Raw genomic sequence first — 12,529 nt, 5'->3', positions numbered from 1 at the left:
AATCGGAACCAAACGATGAAACGTTGTCCGGAGCTTAATCGAGAAGCGAAACGCTTTTCATTCATCGGCTGATAGTTTTCAAATTTCGCATGAAACTCTCGTGCTTATTTGAGCTGCTGTCCGCCGGTTAGATTAAGGCTGCAGACAATAGTTTGTCTGCAGCCTTTTGTGATACCTTGTTCAGTTTCCGGCTGAAGATCGTATTGCTGTATTTGCACGCAAAATACAGAAAGCAGAAGGCTTGTGCCGTATCGGCGCAATCTTTCTGCTTTTTTTTATGGAGAAAAGGAGAAGACACACATGAGCTTACTGGAGATTACGGGCATGTCCCACTCTTTCGGAGACAGAACGTTATATAAACAGGTCGATTTTGAATTGTTCAAAGGGGAACACTTGGGTGTCGTCGGGCAGAACGGCACAGGAAAAAGCACCCTGCTGGGCATTTTAACGGGAGAGATTATACCCGATGAGGGAACGGTCCGATGGCAGTCGAACATCCGGATCGGTTATCTCGACCAGTACGCCGTCATCGACGGAAACCGGACAATAGGGGAGTATTTGAAAACGGCTTTTGCCTCCCTGTTCGAACTGGAAACGAAAATGAACGCCCTTTATGAAGAGAGCGCAAGCACCGGAATGGAAGAACCGTTGCTGAAAGCCGCACGCTATCAGGAAGAGCTGGAGAGGCTGGAATTTTATGAGGTGGACAGTACCATTCAGAAGGTCGTGAACGGACTTGGGCTGAGCGCCATCGGTACCGGCCGTCCCATTCAAGAATTGAGCGGAGGGCAGCGGGCCAAGGTCATTCTGGCCAAGCTTCTTCTGGAAAAACCGGATGTGCTGCTGCTCGACGAGCCTACGAATTTTCTCGATAAAGAACATGTCAGCTGGTTGGCGGATTATTTAACGTCCTTAACTAACGCTTTCGTCGTGATTTCGCATGATGCTGCCTTTCTCGATAAAATCACGACCGGCATCTGCGATATAGAAGGCGGATCGATCAAAAAATACCCGGGCAACTATTCGCATTTCCTCCGGCAAAAGGAGCATTTACGGGAGGATCATATCCGGCAGTACAATGCCCAGCAGAAAACGATTCAAAGGACGGAGGCGTATATCCGTAAAAATAAGGCCGGAGTTAACTCCAGAATCGCCCGCGGGCGCCAAAAGCAGCTGGATAAAATCGAGCGGATCGAGGCGCCTGCTTTTGTCTCGAGGCCGTTCATCCGCTTTAGGGAACTGCCGCTGGGGTCTCAGACGGCTCTTCGTGTAAACGAACTGGAAGCCGGGTATGCGGCGCCTCTGCTGCCCAAGTTAACTTTTTCCGTCAGAAGCGGGGAAAAGATCGTCATCACCGGATTTAACGGGATCGGAAAATCCACGCTGCTCAAAACGCTCCTGCGAAGGATTCCGGTTATTTCCGGCGGATTCCGTTTTGGGGAACATGTTAAGACCGGCTACTATGAGCAGGACTTGATCTGGGAAGACGACGCTCTGACACCGGTTCGGTTTTTAGCGGACTGTTATCCGCAGCTGAACAACAAAGAAATCCGGCGTCATTTGGCACAATGCGGAGTAAATGAAACGAGAGCTTCCCAAACACTTCGTACGCTGAGCGGAGGGGAGCAGTCGAAAGTGAAACTGTGCGGTTTACTGCTTTCGCCCTGCAATGTGCTCATCATGGACGAACCGACCAATCATCTGGATGCGGAAGCGAAAGACGCTTTGCGCGACGCCTTGATTCACTTCGGGGGCACCCTTATTCTGGTATCTCATGAACAGAAATTTTATGAGGGATGGGTGGACCGGGTTCTCGAAATCGGCAGCCGGAAAGGTTGATTGGATGAGGAAGGTTATACGCGTCCCATCGTAACCAGTTTTTGCAGGAAAGAAAAGCACCGGGAAGCGAGCCGTTTTCGTTTGGCCCGAATGTCCCGGTGCTTTTTTTTGCATGGAAGATAATGGAAACATGCAGATCTGCTTTAATTAACGTGAAGTTTCACTCGAATTTTTCTGTTTGCCGCTCTGCAGACCGGCTGAAAACACAAGCGCGATGATCACCGCGGCAGCTATTGCCAGAAAAGCATCGGAGTAAGGAGCGGCGTCCAGAACATAGAACGGGTTCAGCGGATCTTGCGCGGCTTCTTTACGCGCCGCCAGAAAGGCTCCGATAACGGAAGCGCCTGTTCCGGCCCCGAGGAATAAGGCCCCCTGGAAGATTCCGAGCCCCGCGCCTAGCTGTTCGTTTTCGAGCGTACTTGCAGCAGCGTTGTTCGCCGGCGAATTCGTAAAGGCGACGCCGAAGCCCAGCCCGAGCATTCCGGTCGCAGCCAGCAGAGGAGAACTCCCCGCTGCAAAAGTGGAAATGAACAAAAGCGAAATGCCCATGACCGAAAGTCCGGCGGCGACGGGTATTTTAGCTCCGATCCGGTCGGAAAGACGGCCGGCCGCAGGGGAAAAGACGGCTACAGCCGCGGCACCCGGCAGCAGGACAAGTCCGGCTGCCCCGGGGGAGAGGCCGTTGACTTCGACGATCAGAAGCGGCACGAAGACGAGCGACGAGACGTAAGCGAACATCGTGAAGAAACCTGCCAAGACTGCCGCCATATAGCCTTTGTTTGCTAACAAGGCAGGTGGAAGGAAGGGGTGCTCCGCCGTGAAAATTCGCCAGATGAAGGCGGCTGTCATAAGACTAGCGCCTGCCAGACTGCCCCAGGAGGATAACGACCGGAATCCTTCCGCCTGTCCCTGGGTGACGCCGAAAAGGAATAAACCCGCCGCCAGGCCGAATACGATCCCGCCAAGCAGATCGAAACGGCGCTCTTTTGCGGTTTCGGTTCCGGGACGTCCGCCCGGGAGCACATAAAGAGCGCAGGGAACAAGCGCCAGCAGCAGCACTAGAGTGATCCAGAAGAGCGCGGGCCAGCCGAACAGTTGACCGACAAGACCGCCGAAGATCGGCCCGACTGCCGTTCCGATACCAATGCTGCCTGCAAGGATGCCGAGTGCGGCGCCTCTGCTTCCGGACGGAAGAACTTGGGAGACCGTGATGACGGAAAGGACCGGAATGGCCGCGGAGCCCGCCCCTTGCAGCATACGGCCCAGTACCAAAACCAGAAGGGTAGGAGCGGCTGCGCAGACGAGGCTTCCGGCTGCAAATATCAGGAGAGCAAGCGGATAAAGCCTCCGTAAACTGAAAAAGTCCGAAATTCGGCCGTAGAACGGGACACCGATGGCGATCACGAGCAGAACCCCGGTGACTACCCAGCCTGCCTGAGCATCGGAAGCTCCGAAATCTTTGCGGATGAGAGGCAGAACCGGATTGACCATATCGGCTGTCATACAGGCCACGAATAAGGAAAAGACAAGTACAAGCAGCAGGGAAAGCTGCCGGGTTCTTTTAGAATTGGCTTGAACGTTCATTTGTGTTTACCTCCTAAAATTAAAGTGGGTTCAATCTTAGGAGGGGGTTCCCATGTTTTATTTATCACGAACAGTCACCTCCCTTCAGGCAGAAGAACAAGGGCAAAAAAGTACGCAAAAAAGACGCCTCAACAAACCGGCGCCAAGTCGTTGCGTGTTAAATTAAAATCTGCTGGTTAATCAGAAACGTCCATTCACTTTGCAGATTCCATTACGCGAGGCAAAAAGCATCCGGCGGTTGTAACTATGAAATTTCGTTTTAACATTGCACGAAAAAAGGCAGACGGATCCCGTTGCAGCCTGATCTCCGGATTTTTTGATTTTATTTTTTACCGGAACGAAAATCGTTTCCATCGCTTTTTGCCTCCTTTCCTGCGTGATTGACTCTAATAGTATTCGATATCGCTTAGAAAAACAACTTGGCTTACAGCTTCGTTACATAAGATTTTTCAAATAATCATCCTCCCACTGAAAATAAACTTCGTTATTTTCTTTTTGCGAAAACAAATGCTTAGGGTATGGCAAGGCCAGTTCAGGCATCTGTTCCGGGCTGAAATAACGAAGTTCGGCTGTTTCGCTGTCTAAGGGATTCAAGGTGCCGGATTGAACGACGCAATCAAACATAAAAACGTTATATTCCACTTTATGGCCGTTCGGATATTGATAGCGATATTCCTTTCCGCCGAATACGCCTATCAACTTGCTCGGGAAAACATACAGTCCCGTTTCTTCGCGCACTTCGCGAACTATCGCTTCGGCAGGCGTCTCCCCAAGTTCAATGGCTCCTGCCGGCAGACTCCATTTCTCACCGTTTCCTTTGTTTTGCAATAAGATTTTTCCCGACTCATTACGAATAATTCCCGCAACGCTTGGCATGAAGATCAATTCACTGCCCGCTTTTTCTCGCAGATTTTTATAATAATCAGACATTCCCATTTCAACGACCACCTTAAATTTTTTTATGCGAAACAGTAGTATTCGTTCTTGATTAGGAACTTCCTTCTTCTCTATCCAACCCTATTGCCCATGAACGAAAAAAGGACGCGGGGCTAATCTATATGAAAAACGTCGTTTGCTCCTGCAAAAATCAATATCTTTGACGGGCGGGATTTAGTATGCTAAGAGATAAGACTTTACCGTAGGGGGGATGCTGGTTGAACGATAAAGAATCTTTAAAAGAGGCCTTTAAACGGGCGCCTTATCCGCTGGGCGGCAACGGGCCCCGGGATATCGGAATCTTGAAGCAAGCCTTTGACGAGATTGAGGAAACGCTGGAAAGTGACGTTTACGGAACGGGGACGCTGATTGAGGGGTTTCAAAGCAAAATAGCCGCCTATCTGGGCAAGGAAACGGCCGTGTTTTTCCCGAGCGGAACGATGGCGCAGCAAATTGCGCTAAGAATCTGGTGCGATGAAAAAGGAAGCAGGCGGGTCGCGTATCATCCGCTCTGTCACCTGGAAATACACGAGGAAGACGGCTTGAAGGAGCTGCACCGCATAGAGCCGGTTTTGCTTGCCGACAAGGACCGGCTGATTACGCTTGAGGATGTGAAGCAGTTAGACGGGGAAATTTCCTGTCTGCTTCTGGAGCTGCCGCAGCGGGAAATCGGCGGCCAACTGCCGGCATTCGAAGAGCTGGAGGCCATTTCGGCTTCCTGCCGCGAAAGAGGCATTAAGCTTCATTTGGACGGGGCGAGATTGTTCGAAATTACGCCTTACTACGGAAAATCGGCCGCTGAGATAGGTGCGCTGTTTGACAGCGTGTACGTGTCCTTTTACAAAGGAATCGGCGGAATTGCAGGTGCCGTACTGGCGGGCGGCCGTGATTTTACGGAGCGGTCCAAAGTGTGGAAAAGACGCCACGGCGGCGATCTGATTAGTCTTTACCCGTACATAATCACGTCGGATTATTATTTCGACCGGCGAATCGGCAGAATGGCACAGTACTTCGAGGAAGCGAAGGAACTCGCCGCTTTCTTCAATGACTGCGAGGGCGTTTATACAAAACCCGCGGTTCCGGTGTCCAACATGTTCCATATCCATTTTAAGCTGCCGGAGACGGCAATTCTTCCGATCCTCATCGCAGTAGCCGAGGCCACGGGGGTAGGATTGGCTTCTTGGCTGCATGAACGTGAAGAAGGAACCTGCTACACCGAGATCAGTGTGGGCGACCGGTACGAGAATGTGCCCAAAGACAAGATCCGGGAAGCATTCCGCCTGCTCAAGGAGAAGTTGGAAGCGGCGTTATCCGCGTAAGCGGAGCAGTCCGGTCAGATGTCGGGACCTTCCTTATCCTGTCCGGCATGTGGAGAGGATGGATGGAAGGACTTAGTCGTACAGCGTAAGTACGGATATTAATTAATGATGTTAACTATTTAATATATTTAATCTCATTAACTATTTCGTGGAATCATTTTTCATCCGTCTGTCATCTATACACACGAAAGAAGGAACGTTATGAAACGAACGCTGGTCGTCAGTGACATACATGGGGAGATAGACAAATTTACAAGGCTGCTGGAAAAGGTGAGCTACAATCCCCTTCGGGATCAGTTGATTTTACTCGGCGATTATGTGGATAAGGGGCCCGATTCCAGAAGAGTGGTGGAGAAGGTGATGCAGCTTCACCGGGAAGGCGCGATCGTCCTCAAAGGGAACCACGATCATATGATGGTCAAATCGTTCGAACGGGACCCTGTATTCATCGAACGCTGGTTCCGGAATGGGGCACGTGCAACATTAACCAGCTATGAACATGCGGGGGCCGTTTCGGAAGCTCCTGCTCCCGAAACAATGGAGCTTACGCCTCTGCTGGAGGAACACCTTTCCTTTTTGGACGGCCTTCAAACCTATTATGAAACCGAAGATACCATTTTTGTTCATGCCGGGGTGCATCCTTCGACCTCGCTTGCAGAGACGGATGCTTATGTGCTGATGTGGATCCGCGACGAGTTTCACAAGGGCTACCGGGGCGAGAAAACGGTCGTGTTCGGGCACACAATAACGGAAACCCTTCACGGCAAGCGGGATGTTTATTTCGGCGACAACAACATCATCGGAATCGACGGCGGAGCCGTATACGGAGGGGTGCTGCACTGCCTCGAGCTGCCGGCCCGGAACGTCTATTCCGTCGACTAAACAACTTTTTGCACCGGAAAATGATTCTTGAAAAAACGCACTCGCAAAGCGAGAGGACTTCTTAAAAAGCCGTTCAGAAACTGAACGGTTTTTTTCTTTTCTAAACGATTGTATAGAGGAAAGTAACAATTCCTTAATAAAGGCTTTATTTTTCGTTTCGGAATGAATGCCGCCCTCCGTTGTATAATGCAAACAAACGTCTCTTATAGACCGATTCATAATCGAAGAACTGCATGTGCGGCCGCTAATTTGCAGACAAGAAAGGATTATACTCACCCATGTATCAAGGTAAGCTGCGTAAAATGACTCTTCTCTTGTTAGGCTTATACACCGGATTGATTTTCTATTTCTTATATATCGGATTTAATCGCAGTTCGCATCTTGCGGACCGGGGCATGCGCTGCAATCTGACTCCGCATGGAATTCCCCTTCATTTTCCGATGGGCAGAGACTTTCAAAGCTGGTTTTTCGAATTCGGCAACTTTGCCGCTTTTGTTCCTTTCGGGCTGCTCATTCCGCTCTTGTTCCGCTGCAAATTCGTCCCGTTTATGGTGTGCTTCCTGGCGTCGATCACGTTTCTAGAAATGTTGCAAATGCTCACCCGCTTAGGCGCTTTCGATATCAACGACATCGTGATTAATACGTTAGGAGCTGCCGTAGGCTTCTGGGCGCAGCGCTTAGTTCCCGGCAGCCGGGATAGTTTGCAGGGCATGGTCCGGCTTGTTTTGATGACGATCATCCTTTCGGCCGGTACGGTTGCCGCTGTCGGAGGGATGAATGATTCGTTGGAAAAAGGACGCGGCAGCTACCTTTTCAAGCCGCTGGAGTCTCCGTCACACAGTGTGGTGCTGGATCACGACGTTCAGCCGCGGAGGGCTGAATAAGCCGTCCATCACCCTTTACCCCGCACGCGGCTGCCAGCGAGCTGGGTTTTTAGTGTCGCATGACTACAAGAATTCCTCGGCCGAGCAACTGACATGCAGAAATTAGTGTAGGGAGTCGATCAGCAGCTTTTTGAAGTTGCGGGCCGCTTGGGATACAAACTGGTGCTCAAGCGTAATGATCGCGGTATCGGATTCGATCGGCGGATCAATCTCGTCATAGCGGACCTGCCCGGGCTTGGGCGTACCCTTGCCTGCGGCCAAAAGATGGGGCGGGGTGAAGGAAGCCTGACCCGCATTGAATCAAACCTTCTCTTGACGTATAGTTGAACTATCTTGCATAACTATCCAGGACAGGGAGGAAGCGGAACCCATGAGCAAGAAAGCCCCCGAGCTGCCGGTTCTTTGTTTTGAGAATCAAGAAGCGTTTGAGATTTGGCTCGAAAGCAATCATGAAGCGTCGCCCGGAGTCCTTTTACAAATCGCGAAAAAAAATACCCGCCTTGTGACGGTTTCTTATCAGGAAGCCCTCGAAAGCGCGCTCTGTTACGGATGGATCGACAGCCAGAAGAAAACATTCGACGACCAATCGTGGCTTCAGCGGTTTACGCCGCGCGGGGCCGGAAGCATCTGGTCCAAGGTGAATAAAGACAAAGCGGAGCAGCTTATCGCGGACGCGAGAATGAAGCCGGGGGGCTTCAAGGCGATTGAAGACGCCAAACGCAGCGGTCAGTGGGACAAGGCCTACGAACCGCAAAGCAGCGGCGCCGCGCCGGAAGATTTTGCCGCCAGGCTGGAGCTTAATGCGCAGGCTAAAGCGTTTTACGACACGTTAAACAAGCAAAACAAGTTTGCGATCCATTTTAGAATCCAGAATGTTAAAAAGCAGGAAACCCGGGAAAAACGCATTTTACAGTTTATCGAAATGCTTGAGCGGGGCGAAAAAATTTATCCCTGATCGGGCGTGAGCCGTATATTTGCGGCTTATATCGAAAACCGCTTAATGGCTGTTATAAATAAGAACCGGCGAAAGAAGCCGGACGGAACGGAAAGGGCAGGCGGTCCGCAGCTGCCTTGCTGACGCAGCCGACCTGTATGAAGAGCCCCCAATCTTCCGGAGTGAGAAACAAACCAACCCAAACCGTACCGGATATCCGGTACGGTTTTTTGCCGCACTGAATGCGAATAGCTGAATCTGTGACGCCCGTCAGCCTTGTTTACTGCTCCAGGCTGCGCAAATAATTCTCATACTCGACGCTGAATTCGAGCGCTTGTTTGAAATCGGAGGACAAGCGGGACAAGGCTTCTACGATGTCTTGCTGACTCGTCTCGGTAAGCGCGATAATTCCCGGCCGGCGGGGAATACGAAACCGGGTATGGTCATGGTAAGTAATGGTGACAATCGTTCCGACAGGCGGACCCTCGATTGGATGAAGCGTACTCCACATCCAGCGCTCCTGATCGCTTTGGTCCGGATTCCGTCCCCATTCGCGTGAAATATCAAAATTACCCGGCAGGCGGGGTTCCGGCCGCAGTCCGGCTTCACTTAGCTGACGGTGTACCGGCAGGAAAAGCAGGTTCAAGTACGTTCCGTAAGCCGGATCTCCCGCTTCCGCGTAAGCTTTCAGCAGCCGGTCGTTCTCTTTAACCAGAATCTCCTGCCAGTTTTCGCGAACATGAGATTCAATAAAGGCGGCGACGGCCCCAATCTTGTTTTGCGGCTGTTCTTTCAAGAAATCGCTTAATGCTTGGGTTGTAGGCATTTAGGTGTAAACTCCCTTCCCGTTAACCATTTTATGGAATACAATTTCATCTTACAACATGCATGCAAATGATAAGCTTACCTTCACAAAGCAGGCTGCTGAAGCCGGTTTAGGCGTGACAACATTAGCAAGTGCTTGAAGCGGGTACATGATTATGCGGCAGCGAATCCGAAGGGCGACACGTTCAATGACCCGGTATCGCTTGAAGCGAAGCTGAAATTCATATCGGAAAGTCTGCTTTCCGAGAAATAACCGCCGCACATCCGGAAGAGAGGGCCATACACCTGATAACCGAGAGCCTGGCGGTAGTCGGGTGTATGCTTGTCGAGGCGGACGCCGGTTGACAACACCGTTTTATTTTTTCTATAATGGCATGGATTTTAAAGACGGAACTAAAGGTGAAGCGGCCATGTCTCCACGTACCAAAGAACAAAACGAAGCGATCCGGAATCAGCGCAAACAAGAAGTGCTGCAGGCGGCTATTCAAGTCTATGTCGAGAAAGGCTATGCGGCGGCCGAAATGGGGGATATAGCGGATCGGGCGGGGCTTGCTCACGGTCTCGTTTATTATTATTTCAAAAACAAGAAAGCATTGTTCCGCGAGCTTTACGAAACCATGATGGAAGAATCCAAACACTTTACGAAAACTTATTTTGAGCAAAAGGGGTCCGTATCAGACCTGTTCGAGAGTTATGCCCGGGTCGTCTGCGAACGGGTCAGGGTTGATCCCGTGATCCCGCGTTTTTACATGCGGATTAGTTTGGATGTGCATCATTTGTATACGCCCGAGGAATTCTCTCCGTTTTCGTGGGTGAAAAGCTTTTTGCAAGAAATGACTCAGGCCATTGAAAAAGGGATTGGAGAAGGCACGATTCGGCCGGGTAATTCCGATCTTATGGCGAGACAATTCTGGGGAGCCGTGTCGCAAGGGATGAATTACTTGGATCAGGCCCGGCAGGAATGGATGGCAAACGGCATGCCGGAGACGGAAAAGAAGGAACAATGGGAGAAGGCTTTGAATCAGGTGGCGGAGTCGTCCGTTTCCATCTTAAGGCTGCGCTAATTTTTTTTATTTTAATATTGACTTGTAACTCAATCAAAAATAAAATGTGGTAAAGGAGAGTGATGTTTGTCTGAAAACGCTAGTCGTCGTGGCTCATCCGAATTTGCAGCAGTCCCGCGTCAACAAACGATGGGTGGAGGAATTGAGAAAACATTCCGGCGAGGTTACCGTGCATGACCTGTACGGCGCGTATCCGGAGAAGGTATTGGATATCGGGCGGGAGCAGGCTTTGCTGGCGGAATGTGAACGTCTCGTGCTGCAGTTTCCGCTTCAATGGTACAGCACACCGCCGCTTCTGAAGCAGTGGCTCGACGAAGTGTTCACAACGGCGTGGTTGTTCGGTCCGGGCGGTAAAGCCGTTGCCGGAAAAGAACTCCTGCTCGCCGTTTCTATCGGAGGGGCGGAGGAGACTTATGAGGCAGGCGGCCTGATCGGGTACACGATCAGTGAATTGACCCGCCCTCTGCAAGCTTTTGCCAATCAGATCGGCATGACGATGCTTCCGCACTTCAAATTTCACGGTGCGAATCAGGCGGCGGACGAGCAGATCGAAAGCAGCGCGGAGCGATACGTCCGGCATATCTTGACTCCCGAGCTTGATCCCCGGATCGCCCGGCAGAGAATGCTTAATGAAATGAAACAGAAGATGCAGGCCACCCTGTAAAAAACAAAGCCGATGCTCCTCACACGGGGAACTTCGGCTTATGTGACGTTCGGATTCCGGGAGAGTATAATGGGAATGGTTGGTACAAACAGACACATGGTGAGAACTTGGGAGGAATCTGACATGAGCACAGAACCGAATACGGCGGGCTGGGACGCCATTGACAAGGAATTCGTAAAGCTGTACGGAGATCAAGAACCGAAACATTACGGTACGCTTATCTCCTATGCGCTGGGGGGACCGGATCCGCTGGATGGAATCAGTGCATACAAAACGGACGAGCCTGCCCCGCATTGGCATTTCGTAACGTTCGGATTTTCGGAACTTTACGATAAGGAATCCGATCATCCGGAAGAGAGCGGCTACGGATTCGAATTGACGTTTCGGCTGGACCGCGGGGCAGAAGAGGAAGAGCCTCCGGCTTGGGCGATCAACCTGCTGCAAAATATGGGGAGATACGTATTCAACAGCGGCAATATTTTCCGGTCGGGCGATTACATGGACGCCAACGGTCCGATTTGCCTCGGTTCCGATACCCGGCTGACCGCTCTGGCTTTCATCCAGGATCCCGAGCTTCCTGCAATCGATACGCCTAACGGGCGGGTGGAATTTATCCAGATGGTCGGAATTACGAGAGATGAGCTGGAAGCCATGCAAACCTGGAATACGCTTGGTATGCTGTCCGCCTGTTTGCCGTATATGCCGCACTACATAACGAATTTATCGCGGGATTCTCTGCTTAAAGTGGAAGCCGTTTCCGAAGCCGCCGAGAAAGGAATGCGGGAAGACGGCTCCAATACCGGCTTTTTGTTTGTGGATCAGCTCGCTTGGGAGCCGGGTAAAAAAGGCTGGCTGAACAAAACTCCCGCAGCGCTGACACTGGGGGCCAAACAAGCCGGCATAATCGGCAAGTTGCTGCAAGGGCGGATTTTGAAAGGCAAAGACCTCACTCTCGTGGGACCGGAAGTCCGCGTGATCTTTAAGGCGGGAGAAAAGCCGGAGTGTGTCGCCGGAGACGGCGAGGTCCGGATCATTCTCGATGAGAAGGCTGCCGGCGAGCTGAGCAGAGGCTTAATGCCTAAAGAAAGCGTGCTTGAGATTCCGTCCTTGCAGGGAACGGTCATTCGCATCGTGAAGACAAACATTAAGGACAGCGAAGGAAACGTAGTGGAAGTTATCGGCTGACTTGAGACTGAAACCGAGGAGATCGGAGAGATTCTGAATTCGCTGCAAATACAGGATTAACGGACTATATCGCACGGAGATCAGGGCCTGGAAACGGGCCTTTTTTTGTCGAAAAGGAAAGTGATAACGGTTCCTTACGAAGGGTGGACACGGTACCCATTTGTTTAAGGAGCCGTTTTTTGTGCAGCTGAAAAACAGGAAATCCCGTAGGTCATAGGAGCATGCGGGCGATCGGCTCTATCCGCTTCTTATCCGAAATGAACCTGTCCAACGGAATTTCACGGATTTAAGACCCTGCATATAATGCGTTGAGACTATAAGAGCTAATTTTTTACCGGTTATTGTCGTAAAATGCCGATTAAGGAACCGGCAAGCGTTAGGTACGAAAGAAGCAGAAGAGAATGAGCCGGTTG

General features: G+C 51.1%; 13 protein-coding genes. 8 read left to right on the top strand and 5 right to left on the bottom strand.

Going from position 1 to position 12,529, the window contains the following annotated elements; all coding sequences use genetic code 11:
* The first annotated feature begins 300 nt into the window (after positions 1-300).
* Complete coding sequence (locus HMPREF1207_RS00935) at positions 301-1,839, top strand: ABC-F family ATP-binding cassette domain-containing protein (protein WP_009672367.1); 1,539 nt, start codon at positions 301-303, stop codon at positions 1,837-1,839.
* A gap of 147 nt (positions 1,840-1,986) precedes the next feature.
* Here the strand turns inward: HMPREF1207_RS00935 and HMPREF1207_RS00930 are convergent, their stop codons facing one another.
* The 3 genes from HMPREF1207_RS00930 to HMPREF1207_RS00925 all read right to left on the bottom strand — a co-directional run bounded on the left by HMPREF1207_RS00930 (position 1,987) and on the right by HMPREF1207_RS00925 (position 4,359).
* Complete coding sequence (locus HMPREF1207_RS00930; RefSeq protein ID WP_009672353.1) at positions 1,987-3,423, bottom strand: MFS transporter; 1,437 nt, start codon at positions 3,421-3,423, stop codon at positions 1,987-1,989.
* Between the two features lie 180 nt (positions 3,424-3,603).
* The gene (locus HMPREF1207_RS29095) at positions 3,604-3,777 is read right to left on the bottom strand and encodes a hypothetical protein (RefSeq protein WP_016423367.1); all 174 of its coding nucleotides are present in this window, start codon (positions 3,775-3,777) and stop codon (positions 3,604-3,606) included.
* An 81-nt stretch (positions 3,778-3,858) separates the two neighbouring features.
* Complete coding sequence (locus tag HMPREF1207_RS00925) at positions 3,859-4,359, bottom strand: NUDIX hydrolase (RefSeq protein WP_009672341.1); 501 nt, start codon at positions 4,357-4,359, stop codon at positions 3,859-3,861.
* Positions 4,360-4,577: 218 nt separating this feature from the next.
* Between HMPREF1207_RS00925 and HMPREF1207_RS00920 the strand changes: the two genes are divergently transcribed.
* From HMPREF1207_RS00920 to HMPREF1207_RS00910, 3 genes are all read left to right on the top strand, one after another.
* The gene (locus tag HMPREF1207_RS00920) at positions 4,578-5,678 is read left to right on the top strand and encodes a threonine aldolase family protein (RefSeq protein WP_009672339.1); all 1,101 of its coding nucleotides are present in this window, start codon (positions 4,578-4,580) and stop codon (positions 5,676-5,678) included.
* Between the two features lie 201 nt (positions 5,679-5,879).
* Positions 5,880-6,560, top strand: a complete 681-nt coding sequence (locus tag HMPREF1207_RS00915; protein WP_009672360.1) for a metallophosphoesterase family protein — start codon at positions 5,880-5,882, stop codon at positions 6,558-6,560.
* Positions 6,561-6,838: 278 nt separating this feature from the next.
* Complete coding sequence (locus tag HMPREF1207_RS00910; protein ID WP_016423366.1) at positions 6,839-7,444, top strand: VanZ family protein; 606 nt, start codon at positions 6,839-6,841, stop codon at positions 7,442-7,444.
* A gap of 102 nt (positions 7,445-7,546) precedes the next feature.
* On the opposite strand, the gene HMPREF1207_RS29090 is transcribed toward HMPREF1207_RS00910, so the two are convergent.
* Positions 7,547-7,705, bottom strand: coding sequence for a hypothetical protein (locus HMPREF1207_RS29090; protein ID WP_155977419.1), 159 nt, complete (start codon positions 7,703-7,705; stop codon positions 7,547-7,549).
* A gap of 109 nt (positions 7,706-7,814) precedes the next feature.
* On the opposite strand from HMPREF1207_RS29090, the gene HMPREF1207_RS00905 reads away from it, so the two are divergent.
* Positions 7,815-8,399 (top strand): YdeI/OmpD-associated family protein, encoded by a 585-nt coding sequence (locus tag HMPREF1207_RS00905; protein WP_009676442.1) that lies wholly within the window; start codon positions 7,815-7,817, stop codon positions 8,397-8,399.
* Positions 8,400-8,658: 259 nt separating this feature from the next.
* Here the strand turns inward: HMPREF1207_RS00905 and HMPREF1207_RS00900 are convergent, their stop codons facing one another.
* Positions 8,659-9,204 (bottom strand): DUF6022 family protein, encoded by a 546-nt coding sequence (locus HMPREF1207_RS00900; RefSeq protein WP_009676489.1) that lies wholly within the window; start codon positions 9,202-9,204, stop codon positions 8,659-8,661.
* Between the two features lie 340 nt (positions 9,205-9,544).
* On the opposite strand from HMPREF1207_RS00900, the gene HMPREF1207_RS00895 reads away from it, so the two are divergent.
* The 3 genes from HMPREF1207_RS00895 to HMPREF1207_RS00885 all read left to right on the top strand — a co-directional run bounded on the left by HMPREF1207_RS00895 (position 9,545) and on the right by HMPREF1207_RS00885 (position 12,116).
* Complete coding sequence (locus tag HMPREF1207_RS00895; RefSeq protein WP_009676426.1) at positions 9,545-10,267, top strand: TetR/AcrR family transcriptional regulator; 723 nt, start codon at positions 9,545-9,547, stop codon at positions 10,265-10,267.
* 46 nt (positions 10,268-10,313) lie between these two features.
* Positions 10,314-10,931 carry an NAD(P)H-dependent oxidoreductase gene (locus tag HMPREF1207_RS00890; protein ID WP_009676523.1) on the top strand — a complete coding sequence of 206 codons (618 nt, stop codon included), beginning with the start codon at positions 10,314-10,316 and terminating at the stop codon, positions 10,929-10,931.
* Between the two features lie 123 nt (positions 10,932-11,054).
* On the top strand, positions 11,055-12,116 hold the full coding sequence (locus HMPREF1207_RS00885; RefSeq protein WP_009676420.1) for a suppressor of fused domain protein: 1,062 nt from the start codon (positions 11,055-11,057) through the stop codon (positions 12,114-12,116).
* Positions 12,117-12,529 lie beyond the last annotated feature (413 nt).

Origin of the sequence: Paenibacillus sp. HGH0039 (assembly GCF_000411255.1) — a bacterium.
Classification (GTDB): Bacteria; Bacillota; Bacilli; order Paenibacillales; family NBRC-103111; genus Paenibacillus_F.
This window is presented reverse-complemented; position numbering and strand designations above follow the sequence as displayed.

Bases quoted from the DNA above. Each gene is read 5' to 3' on its own strand.
- HMPREF1207_RS00925 (WP_009672341.1), bottom strand. From the start codon at position 4,359: ATGGGAATGTCTGATTATTATAAAAATCTGCGAGAAAAAGCGGGCAGT.
- HMPREF1207_RS29095 (WP_016423367.1), bottom strand. From the start codon at position 3,777: ATGGAAACGATTTTCGTTCCGGTAAAAAATAAAATCAAAAAATCCGGA.
- HMPREF1207_RS00905 (WP_009676442.1), top strand. From the start codon at position 7,815: ATGAGCAAGAAAGCCCCCGAGCTGCCGGTTCTTTGTTTTGAGAATCAA.
- HMPREF1207_RS00915 (WP_009672360.1), top strand. From the start codon at position 5,880: ATGAAACGAACGCTGGTCGTCAGTGACATACATGGGGAGATAGACAAA.
- HMPREF1207_RS00900 (WP_009676489.1), bottom strand. From the start codon at position 9,204: ATGCCTACAACCCAAGCATTAAGCGATTTCTTGAAAGAACAGCCGCAA.
- HMPREF1207_RS00930 (WP_009672353.1), bottom strand. From the start codon at position 3,423: ATGAACGTTCAAGCCAATTCTAAAAGAACCCGGCAGCTTTCCCTGCTG.
- HMPREF1207_RS00885 (WP_009676420.1), top strand. From the start codon at position 11,055: ATGAGCACAGAACCGAATACGGCGGGCTGGGACGCCATTGACAAGGAA.
- HMPREF1207_RS00935 (WP_009672367.1), top strand. From the start codon at position 301: ATGAGCTTACTGGAGATTACGGGCATGTCCCACTCTTTCGGAGACAGA.
- HMPREF1207_RS00910 (WP_016423366.1), top strand. From the start codon at position 6,839: ATGTATCAAGGTAAGCTGCGTAAAATGACTCTTCTCTTGTTAGGCTTA.